Origin of the sequence: Mucilaginibacter sp. CAU 1740, assembly GCF_039839285.1 — a bacterium.
In the GTDB taxonomy this organism is placed as follows: Bacteria; Bacteroidota; Bacteroidia; order Sphingobacteriales; family Sphingobacteriaceae; genus Mucilaginibacter.
Window position 1 is genome coordinate 42,364 of the sequence record NZ_JBDOQS010000017.1, and the last position, 17,424, is coordinate 59,787.

Here is a 17,424-nt window from a genome sequence, read left to right on the forward strand (position 1 = left end):
AGCCTTGATTCCTTATAACTCATTCAATAAATCACCGGCATCCTGCAATTTAATCTTTCCCTCTTTATATAATCTGATCTCTCGGGCGGATTTTTTTAAACGATCATAGATGACTTGCTCCGACAGGGTAAGTGATTTTTCAGGAATGTCAGACCGCTGTTCCGCGTAGTCTAATCCCAAGGCATCAAAAATGGCTCTAACAGCTTTTTCCATTTTTTCGTCCTCAATATCTACGATTAATCTTGACATCTCTAACAAAAATAAAAATATAATGATGCTAATCATATGCCGACCAGTTAAATACTAACAAAATACTACAGGACACATATAGGGACTAAACGCATCTATTTAATTTCTATCAACACGAACCAACATAGGCTGCCGTATCGCGATTTGGTTTCCTTGCATCTGATAATGGCGTTCAAGTGATCTAAAAAAACTATTTCAAAAAAACTTCAAATACCAATAGGGAATCCCCCTCTCCCCGGCGTAATACCAATAAAAACGGAAATACACCACCACATGGCCGATACGATCACCAAAGCATTACTCAAAAAATATTTCGAGGGCAATTGTACACTCGATGAAAAGAAACAGGTATTAGCCTACCTGGAACAGGATGATCAATCGGTACTGGATGAGTATATTATGGAACAGGCTACTGAAGGCAAACCTATTGAAACCTCGGAGGGAATTAAAAAGGATTTTTTTGCCCGGCTTAGTGCCATTATCAACAAACCTGCCGAACGTAAAATAATCAGCTGGAAAATCAGCTGGAAGCCTGCAACAACCTACCGCGTGGCGGCAAGCCTGGCTTTATTGATGGTAGTTGGTATGGTGTATTGGCTGGGCAGCAACAGGAAAAACGGACAGGCGCAACAACTGGTTACCATCAGCAACCGCGAAAAGCTTACCCATAAAATTGTTTTGAGCGATGGTACACAGGTATGGCTTAACCCCAACTCATCCATTAGCTACAGTAAAAACAACTTTGCCGATACCAGCAGGGAAGTCAGCATGACCGGCGAGGCCTTTTTTGATGTAAGCCATGATGCTAATAAACCATTCAGGGTAACATCGGGCAATATTGTTACCCGGGTTTTGGGTACGGCCTTCAACATCACTGCTTATAAAGCCGAAAAAAACATCCATGTACTACTTGTACGCGGCAAAGTACAGGTAACATCTGGCACACAACACAGGGTGCTTTTACCGGGACAACTATTAAGCTATAACAATTACAACAGCAATATCGATGTACACAGTGTGGCTATCGATGGCAAAATGGAAGCATTTACCAGCGGCAAAATGGTATTTGACAACGTTCCCTTGGCCTCTGCAATTAAACGAATTGCTGATGCTTACGCTGTGCAAATCGACCTGAAAGATAGCTCGGTGCTACAAAACAAAATGATAACAGGTGCATACGCCCGCAACACACCCGACGAGGTTTTACGCCGCGTGCTGTTCATTCACGGGCTGAAGTTTAAAAAGAAAGGGGAACATGAGTACACGATAAATAACTAAGCCCTTTCTGTAAAAATTGGGAATACCGCGGCAACGGTATCCCCGGTTAAATTTTGAAATGAGTTCTCGAAAAACGCTATCCAAAAATTTATGTACGTAATTACTAATAATAATTTCTTCAAGCAAAAAAAATACCCGTTCATCGTTCTTATCATCTTTTTTGTTCTGTTTTATGCTGTAACCAAGGCAAACGCTCAGGCTAACGTATCCCAACTGCGTAACCCGGTAAGCCTTACAATTGCTGCAGCCAATTTAGATGACGTACTGGTACAGTTAAAAAAACAATCGACCTATGATTTTTTCTACGATAAAGAAGCCGCTAAAAAAGTAAAGGTCAATAACCTAAAATTCAGCAACGCCCCCATGGGCAATGTACTAACCGACCTAAAGAAAAACCTTTCGCTCGAATATGATCTGGAAGGGAAAGAAATATCGGTGCGGATTGAAAAACGCCCAATACAAACTCCATCCAAACAACAAAAAGACGGTAAAATTACCGGTAAAGTACTTGACGATAAGGGCGAAACCCTCCCCGGCGCTACCATTAAACTGGTAGAAGCCAATAAGGCCATCCAAAGCGCGCCCGATGGTTCGTACCTGTTTGTAATTGCGCCGGGCACTTATACTATCGAAATCACTTACATCTCGTTCCAATCGCAACGCATCTCGGCCATTTTAGTTAATGCTGATAAAAGCACCTTGTTAGATATTGCCATGAAACCGGCCCAAAACGCGTTGAGCGAGGTGGTGATCAAATCCGATTACAAAAAAGCATCTGTAGAAGGCCTTTACGCCAGGCAGAAAAACAATGCCTCGATGTCTGACGGTATCACCGCCGAACAGATCAGCCGTACGCCCGATAACAATACCGCGCAAGTGCTTACCCGTGTTAGCGGTTTGCAGGTATCCCAAAACCGGTTTGTGGTAGTACGCGGTATGAGCGATCGTTACAACAACGTTATGCTTAACGGTTCACCATTACCAAGCAGCGAACCAAATCGTCGCGATTTTGCTTTCGATGTGATCCCGAGTTCGCTGGTTGATAACATCGTTGTAAACAAAACCGCCACCCCCGACCTGACCGGCGAATTTACCGGCGGGCTGGTGCAAATAACCACCAAAGATATCCCCGACGAAAATTATGTGCAGCTTACCATTGGCGGCGGCTATAACAGCCGCGCTACCGGTAAGGATTTTATAAGCGGATACCGTGGTACGGCCAACTACTTCGGCTTTGCGAATGATTATCAGCGTAAGCCAACGGGTATGAGCCTGGGCGAATATGATAATTTAGCCTTGCTAATTGCAGGCAACACCGCAACAGCCAATCAAAAGGCACAAGGCGCTAAGTTTTTGAGCACCTTACCCGATAACTGGGCTTTACGTAAATACACCGCCCAGCCCATTCAAAGCTACCAGTTTACGGCAGCGCACAGCTTTCCGTTTAAGGATAATTCAACGCTGGGCATCGTAGCAGCCCTCACCTACCGTAATGAACAGCTCAATAACCAGCATGATGTTAACCAGTTAGGAACACGAGATTATAAGGGCACAGATTATATATTCAATACACTTTGGGGCGGAAGCATAAACCTTGGCTATGCCAGCGGTAAAAATAAATTCACCCTCAAAAACACTTATAACCGCCGCTTTAATGATAAATATTTTACGTTTTCGGGTAATAATGAGGAAAATAGCGTTTACGCCAACGCCTATAGCAATCAAACGGTTATTAACCAGCTATTTCAAACCAATTTTACCGGCGAGCATACTTTAGGCAAACGCGGCATAAAGGCTGATTATGGTTTTGCCCTGGCCACTGTAAACCGTGATCAGCCTTTTACCAGGCTTATGTACCAATATCGCACCAAAAACATCCAGAATACTGATTATTACTTTTATAATTTTAACGACGGAGGCTTTAGTAACGGCAATATATTTTACTCAAATCTTGCCGAGAAACGTTATACATGGCAAGGCAACCTTAGTTTCCCATTCCGCTTTAACCAGCTAAACCACACAGTAAAACTGGGCTACCAAGGCAGTTACCGCCGCGCCGATTTTGGGGCCGATTTTTATCGCATTAAAAACACCGATGGCTTTTTTGACAATCGATATGACGGCTTAGCATATTATGATGTTTACAACTCGTCCCAATTTGCCAACGGAAGCCTGTTTTTGTTTCCCACCGTTGCGCAGGGAAACGGTATAACCAGAAATGATGCCGGCACCGGTTATAAAGGCAGGCAAAATTTAAACTCGTTTTACGGCATGGTTGATGTGAAACCTGTTAAAGACCTGCGTCTTATTGCCGGTGTAAGGTACGAACGCAACCAGCAAAATGTTTTTACAACCACGCGCGGCAAGGCCCTTCCTGGCGGAGTGTACCCACTTGTTGACAGCCTGATCCAATCAAAAAATAACGACTGGCTACCATCAGTTAACGCCATTTATGCCCTAAACCCTAAAATGAATATCAGGGCCGCTTATTACAAAACCATAGCCCGGCCCGATTTTAGAGAGCTATCGTTTTTTAGCTATTTTGATTACGACCTGTTTGCATCAGTAAGCGGAGGTAACCTAAAGCGTACCACGGTGCAAAATTACGATTTGAGGTATGAGTTTTACCCCTCTCCCGGCGAGATCCTGTCAATTTCGGGTTTTCATAAAAAATTTACCAACCCTATTGAGGTGGTGGTATCCACATCAGCATCACGTTACCAATATTATGTAAACCTGCAATCGGCTAAAAATACCGGTTTTGAGATTGATGCCCGTAAATCGCTAAATTTTATATCTCCCTCGTCCTTTTTGAAAGACATATATCTTTCGGGCAACTTTACCTACATAGATGCCAGTGTCGACCTCGGAAACGCATTTACGAAAGACCCTGATGGTAAATTAGTGTCGGCTAAACGTAACCGCCCGTTGATAGGCCAATCACCCTATATTATTAACGCGGGCATATTATACACCGGTAAGCATTTTGGCTTTAATACTACCTACAATCGCTTTGGCCGACGCATCGTATTCGCATCGCCCGACAGATCGGAAGATCTGTATGAAAACGGTAGAGATGTGATTGACTTGCAGTTGAGCTACAAGTTTATGAAGGATAACAAAGCCGAGTTTCGTTTAAATGTGAGCAACCTGTTGAACAGCCAGATGTTTTATTACAGGAATCACTATAAATCAGCTAATCCGGATAATACCCAGCTAATCCCCTCGGTGCAGCCTTACCCGGGTGCCAGTGAAGAACCTTTGCCGGCCGAACAAATTGACCCTAAAGGCACAAAATATAATGCTAAGTACGATACTAAGATATATACCTGGCAGTACGGCACTACATCTACGCTCAATTTTATTTATCGCTTTTAATTACAACCATCATATAAATTTTAAAAAGAAAGGAACACAACACATCTACCTAAAAACAAAAAAGCCCGAGCAGCTTACCGGCTTAAAAGGTGAAGCCAATTAAAAACCCAAATTGAATAAACAGAACCAAATTTCTATTTATTTAAAAAAACGCATACTATGAAAATGCAATTTAAATCTATCAGTTTATTTGTACTTGCTGCAGCTTTAGGCTTAAGCAGCTGTAAAAAAGAAGCGGCCGTTAACACTCAAAATGGTGATTTCGACCGTTCATCAAAAGCTTTATTTCCTGATACCCACACGCTGCCAACAGCTACCGGTACCATCAGCGGCCTTATCACCAGCAATATCACCCTTACAAGCGATAAAGTATGGTTTATTAACGGCCCAACCTTTGTTGATAGCTTAGTTACCATCACAATCCAACCTGGTACTTATGTAAAAGGCTTACCTGCTACATCTACAACAAGCGGTTTCCCATCTTACCTGGTAATCAGAAGAGGTGCTAAGATCGATGCGCAGGGTACTACTGCTAACCCTATCGTATTTACATCATCTAAACCAGCCGGCCAACGTAACAAAGGCGATTGGGGCGGTGTGGTACTTTTAGGTAAAGCGCCAACCAACCAGGCTAAACCACAAATTGAAGGTATCCCGGCAGCACAAATCCCTGCAGGTTTAGCAGGTAAAGACGCTATCGGTTACGGTGGTTCAACCGAACTTGATAATTCAGGTATTTTAAGAAACGTTCGTATTGAATTTGCCGGCGTAATTGTTGACGTTGAGCTTGGTAACGAACTTAACGCCCTTACTTTAGGTGGCGTTGGTGCAGGTACTACTATCGATCACGTACAAACTTCTTATGGTGCTGATGACGGTTTTGAATTTTTCGGTGGTTCGGTAAACGCTAAATACCTGATCTCTTATGGTAATGATGATGATGATCTGGATTTTGACCAAGGTTTCCAGGGTTCAATCCAGTTTGCCCTTGCAGCTAAAGATTTAACCAAATCTTTTTCATCAAGCCCTAACGGTATCGAAAGTAATAACATCTCTGCTCCTATCGCTACAACAGGTGGTTCATTTCCTACCCGCGTTACACAAGCGGTTTTATCAAACATTACCTTTGTTGGCGGTGCTACAGCAGGTCCGTCTGCAGGTATCGGTCATTTGTTCCGTGTAAACTCAAGCTATAAAGTACGCAACTCAATTAACTTTGGCTTTGATAACGGCGCAACTTTAATTAACACTACCGGCAGCGAATATTCAAACAGCTATGTACATGGTTATAGCTCTGCTGTTACAGGTACCGCTGCAACTTCAACTGCTGTTACTTCATTAACTGGTGCTAATCCTAACAACACAATCAAATTGGTTCTTCCGTTCAGCGCAACTGCTCCTGATTGGAGAATCCAGGCATCTGCACCGGCAGGTATCAGAACAGGTGCGGTATTTACCGGTTTAGCTGTTACTCACCCAGGTGGTACTTTCACAGCATTTGATACTACTCCTGCTTATTTAGGAGCATTTGGTTTACAATCTGCTGCCCGTTGGGATAGCGGTGGTTGGGCTTCTTACGAGCCTTTCACCAATGCTTACTAATTAAAATTTATTCTGAGCGGTTATAATTAAAAGATTCTGAGTACCGTGGGCATAAGCCTACGGTACTTTTTAAATTAATTTTATGAAAAAAATCAAACTCCTGTTTTTAATTACATTGATCAGTCAACTCTTTTTTGCTTGTAAAAAAGACGGGGAACTTATAGAAGCTAAAAGCTACGGAAGCTTCAACATTAGTTCAACAACTACTGCCGAAGTAGGCAACCTTTTAGTTGATGTTGATGGAAAAATAACAGATACGCTAAAAGCACCATCGGCTACCAAAACCATTAAAACATACGTAGGTAAGCGTAAAATTAAGATATATCAACCTGGTAAATCGGGCACCCCCGTAGTCGATACTACTTTAGATATAGAAGGCATAACCTCAAAACTGACATTTTTGTACACCGGCGATTTGAAAATTATTGGAGGAGGCTATGATGGCAGCACGAAACCCGCGGCCGGTAATAGTTTGGTGCAGTTTGTTAACCTTGATAAATCGTTGCCACCAGTATTGAATATGAAAATTTACGAAATTTACTACAACGAGGCAGGAGACTATTTTACGGACGAGGTAACTGCTGTAAAAGGAATAAGCAGAACAGGATTTACTCCTTATCTTGAATTACCGCCACCAAAACACGTTGATGATGGCTTTGGTGGATATTATTTTGAAGTTTTTAACGCTGCTAACAACGAAAAATTGGTTGACATTCTAACAGATTTCCCGACAATATATTTTGATTTGACAGGAGGATCAGTATTCATATCCAATAAGGTGATGTCGTTAGGGATATTAAAAGACCCTGGAAGTGGCACTTTTATTTCAACTGTTATTTACGATACAGAGATCAAATAACTCAAAAACAATCAGCATATATAACAAAAAAAGCCGGCCCCAAATCACCGGCTTTTTTTAAAAATGCAATTTATCCATCAGGTAATTTCTTATCCGGGGATATCTGCAAAAATAAGATTTTTTAGCTATTAATTCTATGTAATTTTAATATTAACCAGCGGTTGATATTTTTTGAATTAATTAAAACCGAACAACTGTGTTGTAGTTTTTCAGCGCTTTATATCAGCCCCTCAGTAATTCGGTTAATAACACCACGGTTACTGACGACAGGCTACCAACCTCGTAAGCAAGCTTTACCTGCCGCCTAATCTCTTTCGAAGCCTCATTTAAATGATTATCAACTGTTTTGGGGGAGATCCCTAAACTAAGGGCTATATTTTTATAACTCAGCCCATCCTCCTTAAACATACGGTAAACGCGCTGGCGCTTTAAAGGCATTTTTTCAATAATACGCTGCACTATCCCCTCGTACTCCTTCAGTTCGGTATTACCTGCAACTGTGTTTGATGTGCCAACTGCAAGGTAACCTAATTCTTCCTGGGCTATTTCGTGACGGCATTTTTTTCGCACTTCGTCCCTGAAAGCGTTGCGGGCGTAAACATATAATATGGGGGCATAATTGCCCTGATCTTCAAGCTCATCAAGCTTTTCCCATAGTTTAATGTAAGCCGTTTGCAGCAGATCGTTGGTTTGCTCTTCGTCGCGCGTGAGTTTTAAAAAAGTACTCCTGAGTGTGTTAAAGGTTTGGTTATAAATATCTCCGAAACGAGTTAACCGGGCGGTTTTATCAGTTAATTTCATATGCAGGTTTTACGTATGTAAATTACCCGCATCATATTAACTGAATGTTAAAACCTAAAGATATTTATAAGTATTACAAACTATCTTATAAATAATAAATACAACTAACCAATAATCAAAAGATAAGTTCCCGCTATCTAAATTAATTAGCCCCTGCTATCAACTGGATAGCCTCTTCGCGGGTTTTATTTTCGATGGCCATTACAAACTCAACCGGGCCACCACCTTTGCCGCAGCCAAAGCATTGAAAAATATTTTTTTCGGGCGATACCATCAGTGATGTTGCCTGGTCTTTATGAAAAGGGCAACGGCCTTTCAGGTTTCGGCGACTGGCCTCAAGCAATACATATTTTGAAACAATTCGTACAAGATCGGCCTGTACCGGCGACAGGGAATGAGATGCAGACATGTTGTGCAGTAGTATATTTAATCAGACCGCGAAAATAAATCTTTACCGCAAAGCACAGCGGAATTGTTGAAAAATAGCACCTTTTCAACAGGGCATTACAGCATTTCCCCGCCATAATGTAGCGATTTGCCCACCCTTCCCGTAATCCGTTATAAATCCTGTATAATTATGAAATTGATATTAAGCTTTATTTTATTAGCGGTTGTTTCGGCAAATTCATGCAAAAAAGCGAACGAACCGGTTGCCAATCTTAACGGAACTTATAAAGGTACCTTTCAACGCAAGGTTTCTGGCGCGGGAGACGTGGCCAATGTAACTTTAAATTTTTCGGCCGATAAGTGGAACGGGCAATCGCAAATAGCCAAATATCCGGCTTTAAGCGAGGGTACATTCAGCATTAAAGGCGACAGCATCAGCTTTAAAAACGAAAGTATGTGGACGGCAGAGTTTGATTGGTCGCTGATATTAAATGGTGGTTATCAGCTTAAATCATCCGGCAAAAATGTGGTGATCACCAAAACTTACAGCAACGGTAATATTGATATTTACACCCTGGCCAAACAATAGTAAATAAAAACGGGCGGGCAACTTTCATTGTCCACCCGTTAACACTAAAAGAAAACTCTTACAAAGCTGGTGTACCGCTATTAAGTATTTTCCAGATAGCAGCACCCGGCGTAGGGAAACTAACACCTTTTGTACTACCCTTAACACCGGCATCCTGGCCGAAAAAGTACAATGGGTGATTTTTATAAACCAATTGCGATTTGCCAAAAGTGTTGATCAATGTAAAATCGCCTTTGGTAAGTATTGATGGAATGCTGCCGATAGCATCAACATTATCTAAAGGCCAAACAGCATCATTGCTGAAATCAGATTTGGTAAAATTGTTTTTTTGCGACGCATCCTTAGTAAACAAGTAAAGTGTATGGCCTTTGGCATCGGTAAGGTATGATGACGCGCCTGTGCCTGCTATACCCTGATCGTTATAGTTTGCACCATCGTGGCCAACAAGTTGCGCCGAAGCAACCATCACGGTATAATCGGCTTTAGCAACTACCCAAAGACCGGCAACACCATCGCCCTTTACATCGCCCTGAGCCGCATCATTCATAAAATAATATAGTGGCCAATTTTTGTAGGTGGTTTGTTTTGAACCATCGGCACGGGTAATTACGCCAAAGTCGGCTGCATCAAGACCTGTACCAATTGATGGATTTGCTTTGTAAAATACTGGCCAGGTTACCGCGCAGCCGTCAACGCAATTTGAAGTAGTCCCGGCATCTTTGGCAAAAGCATACAACGCGCGACCTGCATTATCCGTAATTATGGCACCGAACTTAGCATCGGTAGTAAGTTTCACACCTGTAACTGCAACAGGCGTAGGCGTTGTTGGTTTGTTATCATTGTTTTTTGAGCATGAGCTGAAGATAGTAGCAGCCGAGATAAAAGAAGCTATAGCTAAATAGCGCAGATTTTTCGTTTTCATTTTTTAAAAGATTTGATTTTTGGTTGTTTTTCGAAAGCATTACAAGGCGATATGGGGATGCGTTGCTTGTAGTGAAAAAAAAATTTAAACGATTGAGCTGCTGGGGATGCTAAATTTTTCTGAACCGGGATTTGGGTGGATTTTTGAGATTAATGGGATAAAAAACAGGCCTACGGGACGTGAAGACACGCCCGCAGGGAAAACAAAATCCTATCCATCCTAAAAATCCCCCCAAATCCCGGTTCAGACCAACAACTGCCCACTGCCTACTTAAAACTGCAAACTGATATTTCTTCCTGTTAATTTTTTTTCAAAAGGCGAGGCAACCATTTGCCCGGTTTTGCTGTGATACCCTCACAATGGAAAACAAATACCGTAAACCAAAACGCCCCCAATGGTTGAAGAAGAATTACAAAAAGTATTAGCAGGTTGCCTGAAACAAGATCGGAAGGATCAAAAACTGTTATATAAGTCTTTTTATGGCTTTGCCATGGGTATTTGTTTACGGTATGCCGGCAACAGGTATGAAGCATCGGAGATCATGAACCAAGGCTTTTTGAAAGTTTTTACCAAGCTTGAACAGTTTGATACCAATAAGCCATTCAAAGCCTGGTTAGGGCGGATCATGATCAACACATCTATTAATTATTATCGCAGCAACCTTAAAATGGCCTATGCCGATGACATTGACGAGGTAGAGGTAATGAGCAATCACGAATTGCCCGATCATAAACTGGCCTATGATGATCTGCTGGCTATGGTGCAGCAACTGCCTCAGGCTTACCGTACGGTATTTAACTTATATGCCATTGAAGGTTACGCACACGAAGAGATAGGAAAAATGCTGGGGATAAGTGATGGTACATCAAAATCGAATTTATTTAAAGCGAGGGAGAAATTACGGAAGATGATCCTGGCCGCTTCTACCCTGCCGGGCACTTATGGCAGTGGTTATAGCGCTCACGACAACGCCAGTCCCTTCAAATTAAATACCTCTATTAATAACAAATAAATGGACCATTCTGATAAAAATAAAATAGATAGCCTGTTTAGGGAAAGCTTCGCGCTAAGCAACAGGCAACCCGTTTTCGTTGAGGAAGAATGGGAGATGATGGAAAGCCTGCTGGTACAGGAACCCGTAAAAAAAAACAACATTATATGGTTGTACCGCCTAACAGCAGGTATAGCCGCTGGTTTGTTATTATTTATTGGTATCCATTTCGCGGTAAAAAATACGGATAACGGGGATCAGCAAATAGCTGTTATCCCGGTTAAAACCGATACGCTACAGCATAATGCAACAACCATCAATAAGCCTTTAAAGCAGGATACCCTACCTGTTTTAAAAAATCCGGTTCTGCCTACTGTTATTTCTGCCCGGGATTATACGATGGCTAAATCGAGGAGTAGCAAAACCGTTGCGCCATCAACACAGCCGTTAGATAGCACTACCGACAAGCCAGATGATACAATAACGGAAACCAACAATAAGCTGGCCGATGCAAACGTGATAAAAACAGATACCGTGGTTAGCAATACAAACCTCACTGCTAATACTACCGCAAGCGTTGATACACCCTTAACAGTTGCGCCTCCAATTAAAAACGGTATAGCCAAAAAGCAACATTCATTCAGCGGACCAAAAATAACATTGGCCATTTTAGCCGCGCCTGATGTTAATGGGGTAAACTCGTTTAAGGGAGCGCAAACCGGTGGTAACTTTTCTGTACAAGCATCGGTTAAGCTAACGTCAAAATTAAGCGTAACTACGGGAGCCGCTTATGCTATTAAGCCTTATGAAACCGGGTTTAGTAATTACCGGTCGGGCAACCCAGCCTGGTGGCGCACCATGTGGGCAGCGAAACCGCAGGATGTGATGGCCAATTGCAAGGTGCTGGATATTCCGCTTAACCTGGATTATCAGCTGTTTAAAAAGGGAGGTAACGATTTTTCGGTAGGTGCTGGCGTGTCATCTTATTTTATGCTGAACGAACGGTATAGCTTCGCCTTTGCCGATCCTTCGGCTACTCCGGCACAGCTACAGGTTAGCAACCGTAACCAGCATCTGTTTGGAGTATTCAACATTCAGGCTACTTATCAGCATAAATTAAACAGCCGCTTTGGGTTATTGGTGCAGCCTTATGCTAAACTACCTTTTAGCCGGATAGGCTTGGGGCAGGTAAATCTGAAATCGGCAGGGGTAGCGGTTGGTTTTAACTGGAATATACATTCGTTTAACAAATGATCTGTTTGCGAAAACATCACGTTTTTTAGTCGGGGATTACTCCGCGCCTACCCATGACATAATAAAATTAAGGTCGTGCTGAACTTGTTTCACTGTTGTCCGGGGAACTTTCGTTTCCTATCTAAAAACCTTTTTTAAGGCCTCAAAAAGGCCTTTTTTTATGCTGTTTTAAATGCAAGCCCCCTGTGTTTTTAAATTATTGAATCTCTTTTTAAAATCCGGCTGTCCGGTAAAAATTTAATCGAAACTAAGCTTTTCCTGCGGTTAGACCGTTTATGGTTGCGTTGTAGTGTTTCAAAAAGTTTTTAGTGTATAATATCGCAGCTATTTCGATACCGGCTGTCCGGTAAAACTTTTTGAAAAACCTTTCCCCGGACAACAGTGAACTTGTTTCAGCATCCCACTTGCTAAGCAAAGCGGCTACTTGTCCTGTGGAATGCCGATCCGCTAACCAGCGTACGACACGACGGCGGAGAAGTGTCATATCTCCTTCAGAGGCCTCGGCTTTTATTTACAACCCATGAATAATTAAAAATGGGTGTCATGCTGAGCCTATCGAAGCATGGTGGGCAGGGCCTCTGCGCGCGACTCTTCGACAAGCTCAGAGTGACAGGCACACCCCCCAAATGTAATATATACTTAAGAGGCAACCGCTTTTACTTCCTCGCAATGACGTGGGAGAATTTATTCGTTTTTAAACAGCTTCTAAGATGATAATCAAAATAATATCCCAATTAAAGTAGCTTTTTCGCTGCTTTCAACCATTCGCGGGCTATTAATTCGTGTCCTGCTGGCATAGGGTGAACGCCATCCCAAATCCAGTGTTCAGCCGGTGCTTTTTGGAGGGCTTTGTTAAATACCTCCTGCAACGGAACATAAACCGCGTTAAACTTTAACGCGAGGGTTTTAACAACCGCTTGTCGCTTTTTAACCTCGGTAGTCCACAGTTCAGCATTTTTGTTTACCATGCCCAATGGTAAAATAAATGGTTCAAGCAAAACCAGTTTAACGTTAGGTAAGGCGGCAAGGGTATCGGTTAGCAGTTTATCGTAAGCATGTTCAAAATCTTCAACGGTAGCCTTATCGCCTTGCATCACTATCCTGTGCACATCATTAACGCCAATTAATATACTTAATACATCGGGATTGAGATCCAGCGTATCCTTTTGCCAGCGGTTGGCCAGATCGTTTACTGTATTACCGCTGATGCCGCGGTTAAAAAATTGATAATCTTTACCGGGATAATCAAAATTGGTGCGTGCTGTAATTAGATAAGCGTAACCTTGACCGTACACATGGTTCCAGTCTTTATCAAAACTGCGCCCGCCATCGGTTATCGAATCGCCCTGAAAAAGGATGACCTTTCCCTTCGCATCATCAGATAGATCATGTCCTGCTTTTGGGAATGCAGAAACTAAAGCCGGAACAGCCATAGCTGCTCCCGCAAGCGAAGTTTTCTTTAAAAAATCTCTCCTGGTATTGCTCATAGGGCGCTGGTTAACTGGTATGATTTACCTTTTTGAGTATTGAACACCAACTCATATCCTTCTTTTACTTTAGATGGCGCGGCGGCTACACCAGTCACCTTTAGTTTTGATGAAGATACTACACGGCAGGTGCCTCCTGTTTTTGATAGAATGCTTGCGTTGGTTACTTTCCCGGCGGCCCATTTCATATCTACTACAAAAGCGCCTCTTGCTACTAAGCCTTTCAACTGGCCTGCGCCCCATGCGTCTGGCAATGCAGGTAGTAAATGAATATTATTGTTTTGGCTTTGCAGCAGCATTTCGGCTAAGCCTGATGTGCCGCCGAAATTACCATCTATCTGGAATGGCGGATGGGCATCAAACATGTTAGGGTAAAGTCCCCCACCCTCGCTATAGTTGGTTTCGCTGGTTCCGGTAAGCCTTAGCAAGTCGCGGTATAATTTGTAGGCGTGGTTACCATCTCTCAACCTCGCCCAAAGGTTTACCTTCCAGGCCAGGCTCCAGCCTGTACTTTCATCACCACGCAGCTCCAAAGTTCTTTTGGCAGCGGCAGCCAGTTCGGGGTTTTTAGCTATCGAAATTTCGTTAGCCGGATAAACCGAATATAGATGTGAAACGTGACGGTGGTGCGGATCTGGAGATTCCTGATCTTTGTACCATTCCTGCAATTGTCCCTTGCTGCCAATTTGGTATGGAATCAGTTTACTTTTTTTGGCGATAAGCCTATTACGAAAATCCGCGTCAACCCCTAATATTTTGCTTGCAGCTACGAGGTTATCAAACAGATCGCGGATGATGCCCATATCCATAGTAGTGGAAACGGAAACCTCGCCGGTTTTACCGGGAGCGTATATAAAATCATTCTCGGGCGACATGGAAGGGGCCGTAACCAAATGCCCCTTACCATCAGGTACCAGCCAATCTAAAGTAAATTCGGCAGCGCCTTTCATTAATGGGTAGGCAGTATTTTTCAAAAACTCTTTATCGCCAGTGTACAGGTAATGCTCCCATAAATGGCGTGTAAGCCAATCACCTCCCATAGCCCAGTTGGCCCATTTTGGTTCGCCTTTACCAAAATCTCCTACCGGGTTGGCCATAGCCCAAAGATCAGTATTGTGGTGTGTTACCCAGCCTTGCGCATGGTAATAGCTTTTGGCTACTTCACCGCCTGTTTCAGATAAACCTTTTATCAATTGAAACAGCGGCGTGTGCATTTCAGAAAGGTTACAATCTTCAGCCATCCAATAGTTCATCTGCACATTGATATTGCTGGTATAGTTTGAGCTCCATGGCGCGCGAAGTTCTTTATTCCAGATGCCCTGCAGGTTGGCAGGTACATCTTTGGTACGTGAGCTGCTGATTAACAGGTAACGGCCATATTGAAAGTACAAAGCTTCCAAACCCGGATCGGCACCGTTGTTTTTATTGTATTCGGCCAACCTTTTATCGGTAGGCAACTCACCATGATTGCCCTTGCCATTATTCAGATTAAGGCTTACACGGTTGAAATATTTTTGATAATCGGCAGTGTGGGCTGCAAGTAATTGCGCATATGTTTTTTTAGCGGCGTTGTTCAGATAAGTTTCGGCTACTTTTTCGTTGCCATCGGGGCATTTGTTATAGGCTACAAAACTGGTTGCAGCTGTAACGTACAGCGTAATTGTCGATGCGCCTTTTACAATAATACCGCTGGTATCGGAAGTTATTTTGCCATCGTTACTTACGGCTTTGGCCAATAATTCGTAACGCATGCCTCGGCATTTATCATCATCGGCATAAACAATCGGGTTGCTCGAATCAACATAACTTGGTTCAACATGCGCGGGGGCTTTACCGGCCAGTTGCAAAACGTTGCTACCAATAACACTTTTTTGAAAACGGAGTTGGCTGCCTGTGTTTATTTTGAGATCGAGTTGTTTAGGTTTATCGGCCGAGATCCTGATCACAATAACCTTATCAGGTGCTGAAGCAAAGATCTCGCGTTTATAATTTACACCATTTACCGTATATTTTGTGGTAGCCACCGCGTTGCCAATGTTCAGGTCGCGGTAGTAAGCGCCTTGTTTTGCGCCGCCGAAAGTTTGTTTGATATGCAGATCGCCAAGTGGTAAAAAACTTTCAGAGTACAAACCCTGCATCTTTTGAGTAAGATCATGCGCTTTTTGATAATCTTCTTTCAATAAGGCTTCGCGCACTTGTGCCAGGTGTTGAAACGCCTCGGGGTTAATGTTTTTCTTAACCGGCCCGCCCGACCATAAGGTGGCTTCATTTAGCTGCAGCAACTCATCATCAACACCTCCAAAAACCATAGCACCTAACGTACCATTACCTATAGGGAGGGCTTCAGTCCATTCCTTTGCAGGTTGTTTATACCATAATGTGTTGTTTTGCGCGTTGGCAGTAAGGGCGGCGAGTTGCATGCATAGTGGTGCAACCACTAACATTAATGTTGCTTTCAGACCTTGGTTCATAAAATAGATTACAATTGTTTTTACAAGTATAACAATGCCATCGCGATAAAAAATAATGCTTATTGGCATTTTTATGCGCAAAAACGTAGGCAACTACAATTTTCAGGCGCAACACAAAATAGCGGGATGCAGTTCGCGCCTTTTAAAACGATCTGATGCGCCAGCCACAGCAAACTGTTTAAAACGCGCCATACTTTTGATGTCTTCCAGCTTACGGGAGCTTTCCGGATCTGATTGTAATTGGGCCAATACTTCAAAATCGTCTTTCAGCAGGTCTGATTTCTTGATTATTTCTTTTTCAAGAGCATTTCGTAGCACCTCTGCCAGCTTAATATTAGCATAAACATGCTCGGGCTTTTTAAAGTATTCATTGTTCAGTTCGGTGAATTTATTACTGATCCATTCGGCTGTTTCCATGCTTACTAAAGCCATTCTCCCGTCCTGCAAAACCAATTGAGATAAGAAACGGCGAACATCGTCAATACTGGTTAATCCGGCGTGGTACAGGTCACGAAGCGTATAATCAACCCTGTCCGCACAAAGATCTGGCAGCGGTTGTTCGAGTATGCTGTAGTCTTCTCTAAATAAAATTCCCTGCTCAAAACCATGCTTTTCTAAAATCGACGGGATCTCAGATCTCATGATCACTTGTTTGTAAATGCTTTCGTGATAATCTTCGTTAGCATTATCAAAAATATAATCGGCAACATGCGAGAAGGCGGTATGCGAAACATCGTGCAACAAAGCAGCGATCTGCTCTTCCATACTACCGCCAAGGTGTTTTACCAAATACATTACCCCTACCGAATGCTCGTAACGGGTATGGTTAATTGCCGGATCAATCAGGAAAATAGCCCCACCCTGGTGTACATTTTTTAACCTTTGCATTGGGGCGGAATTAAGCAAATCGATTAGCACCGGTTCTATCTCAAACTCACCGTATAGGATATCATTAAGTTGCATCATATTAGTATTACCAATGTTTGTACCAGTTACGTTGTAAAGTTAGGAACTTTAATTATAAATACTAATATTTTTAGCAAAAATCAATCGACATAAAACAAGAAAACCCGCTTTAAAAAGCGGGTTCTTTAACCTTGATGTCATTTCGACGAGGTATGAGGAGAAATCTTACACGCCTTGCAAAGCGGCTTTA

General features: G+C 42.6%; 14 protein-coding genes. 7 read left to right on the forward strand and 7 right to left on the reverse strand.

Annotated elements, in window-relative coordinates:
- Window positions 1-12 precede the first annotated feature (12 nt).
- The gene (locus AAFN85_RS28220) at window positions 13-285 is read right to left on the reverse strand and encodes a hypothetical protein (RefSeq protein ID WP_347531317.1); all 273 of its coding nucleotides are present in this window, start codon (window positions 283-285) and stop codon (window positions 13-15) included.
- Window positions 286-522: 237 nt separating this feature from the next.
- On the opposite strand from AAFN85_RS28220, the gene AAFN85_RS28225 reads away from it, so the two are divergent.
- From AAFN85_RS28225 to AAFN85_RS28240, 4 genes are all read left to right on the forward strand, one after another.
- A complete protein-coding gene (locus tag AAFN85_RS28225; protein ID WP_347531318.1) occupies window positions 523-1,527 on the forward strand; it encodes a FecR domain-containing protein in 1,005 nt (334 codons plus the stop codon).
- A gap of 90 nt (window positions 1,528-1,617) precedes the next feature.
- Window positions 1,618-4,905, forward strand: coding sequence for a TonB-dependent receptor (locus AAFN85_RS28230; RefSeq protein WP_347531319.1), 3,288 nt, complete (start codon window positions 1,618-1,620; stop codon window positions 4,903-4,905).
- Window positions 4,906-5,064: 159 nt separating this feature from the next.
- Complete coding sequence (locus tag AAFN85_RS28235; RefSeq protein ID WP_347531320.1) at window positions 5,065-6,507, forward strand: hypothetical protein; 1,443 nt, start codon at window positions 5,065-5,067, stop codon at window positions 6,505-6,507.
- 82 nt (window positions 6,508-6,589) lie between these two features.
- A complete protein-coding gene (locus AAFN85_RS28240; protein WP_347531321.1) occupies window positions 6,590-7,366 on the forward strand; it encodes a hypothetical protein in 777 nt (258 codons plus the stop codon).
- Window positions 7,367-7,588: 222 nt separating this feature from the next.
- Here AAFN85_RS28240 and AAFN85_RS28245 read toward each other — a convergent pair whose 3' ends face one another.
- Together AAFN85_RS28245 and AAFN85_RS28250 are read right to left on the reverse strand one after the other, a co-directional pair.
- Complete coding sequence (locus tag AAFN85_RS28245) at window positions 7,589-8,167, reverse strand: sigma-70 family RNA polymerase sigma factor (protein WP_347531322.1); 579 nt, start codon at window positions 8,165-8,167, stop codon at window positions 7,589-7,591.
- Window positions 8,168-8,309: 142 nt separating this feature from the next.
- Window positions 8,310-8,576 carry a CHC2 zinc finger domain-containing protein gene (locus AAFN85_RS28250; RefSeq protein ID WP_347531323.1) on the reverse strand — a complete coding sequence of 89 codons (267 nt, stop codon included), beginning with the start codon at window positions 8,574-8,576 and terminating at the stop codon, window positions 8,310-8,312.
- 168 nt (window positions 8,577-8,744) lie between these two features.
- Between AAFN85_RS28250 and AAFN85_RS28255 the strand changes: the two genes are divergently transcribed.
- Entirely contained in the window at window positions 8,745-9,143 is a 399-nt protein-coding gene (locus AAFN85_RS28255; protein WP_347531324.1) for a hypothetical protein, read from the forward strand.
- Window positions 9,144-9,201: 58 nt separating this feature from the next.
- Here the strand turns inward: AAFN85_RS28255 and AAFN85_RS28260 are convergent, their stop codons facing one another.
- Window positions 9,202-10,065, reverse strand: coding sequence for a hypothetical protein (locus AAFN85_RS28260; protein ID WP_347531325.1), 864 nt, complete (start codon window positions 10,063-10,065; stop codon window positions 9,202-9,204).
- 394 nt (window positions 10,066-10,459) lie between these two features.
- Between AAFN85_RS28260 and AAFN85_RS28265 the strand changes: the two genes are divergently transcribed.
- Together AAFN85_RS28265 and AAFN85_RS28270 are read left to right on the forward strand one after the other, a co-directional pair.
- Window positions 10,460-11,077 (forward strand): sigma-70 family RNA polymerase sigma factor, encoded by a 618-nt coding sequence (locus tag AAFN85_RS28265; protein WP_347531326.1) that lies wholly within the window; start codon window positions 10,460-10,462, stop codon window positions 11,075-11,077.
- Complete coding sequence (locus AAFN85_RS28270) at window positions 11,078-12,310, forward strand: outer membrane beta-barrel protein (protein ID WP_347531327.1); 1,233 nt, start codon at window positions 11,078-11,080, stop codon at window positions 12,308-12,310.
- Between the two features lie 734 nt (window positions 12,311-13,044).
- Here the strand turns inward: AAFN85_RS28270 and AAFN85_RS28275 are convergent.
- The 3 genes from AAFN85_RS28275 to AAFN85_RS28285 form a co-directional block, all read right to left on the reverse strand.
- Complete coding sequence (locus AAFN85_RS28275) at window positions 13,045-13,797, reverse strand: GDSL-type esterase/lipase family protein (RefSeq protein WP_347531328.1); 753 nt, start codon at window positions 13,795-13,797, stop codon at window positions 13,045-13,047.
- Window positions 13,794-16,268, reverse strand: coding sequence for a glycoside hydrolase family 95 protein (locus AAFN85_RS28280; RefSeq protein ID WP_347531329.1), 2,475 nt, complete (start codon window positions 16,266-16,268; stop codon window positions 13,794-13,796). Before AAFN85_RS28280 ends, AAFN85_RS28275 begins: the two co-directional genes overlap by 4 nt.
- A 102-nt stretch (window positions 16,269-16,370) precedes the next feature.
- Window positions 16,371-17,234, reverse strand: coding sequence for an HD domain-containing protein (locus AAFN85_RS28285; RefSeq protein ID WP_347531330.1), 864 nt, complete (start codon window positions 17,232-17,234; stop codon window positions 16,371-16,373).
- Between the last annotated feature and the right edge of the window lie 190 nt (window positions 17,235-17,424).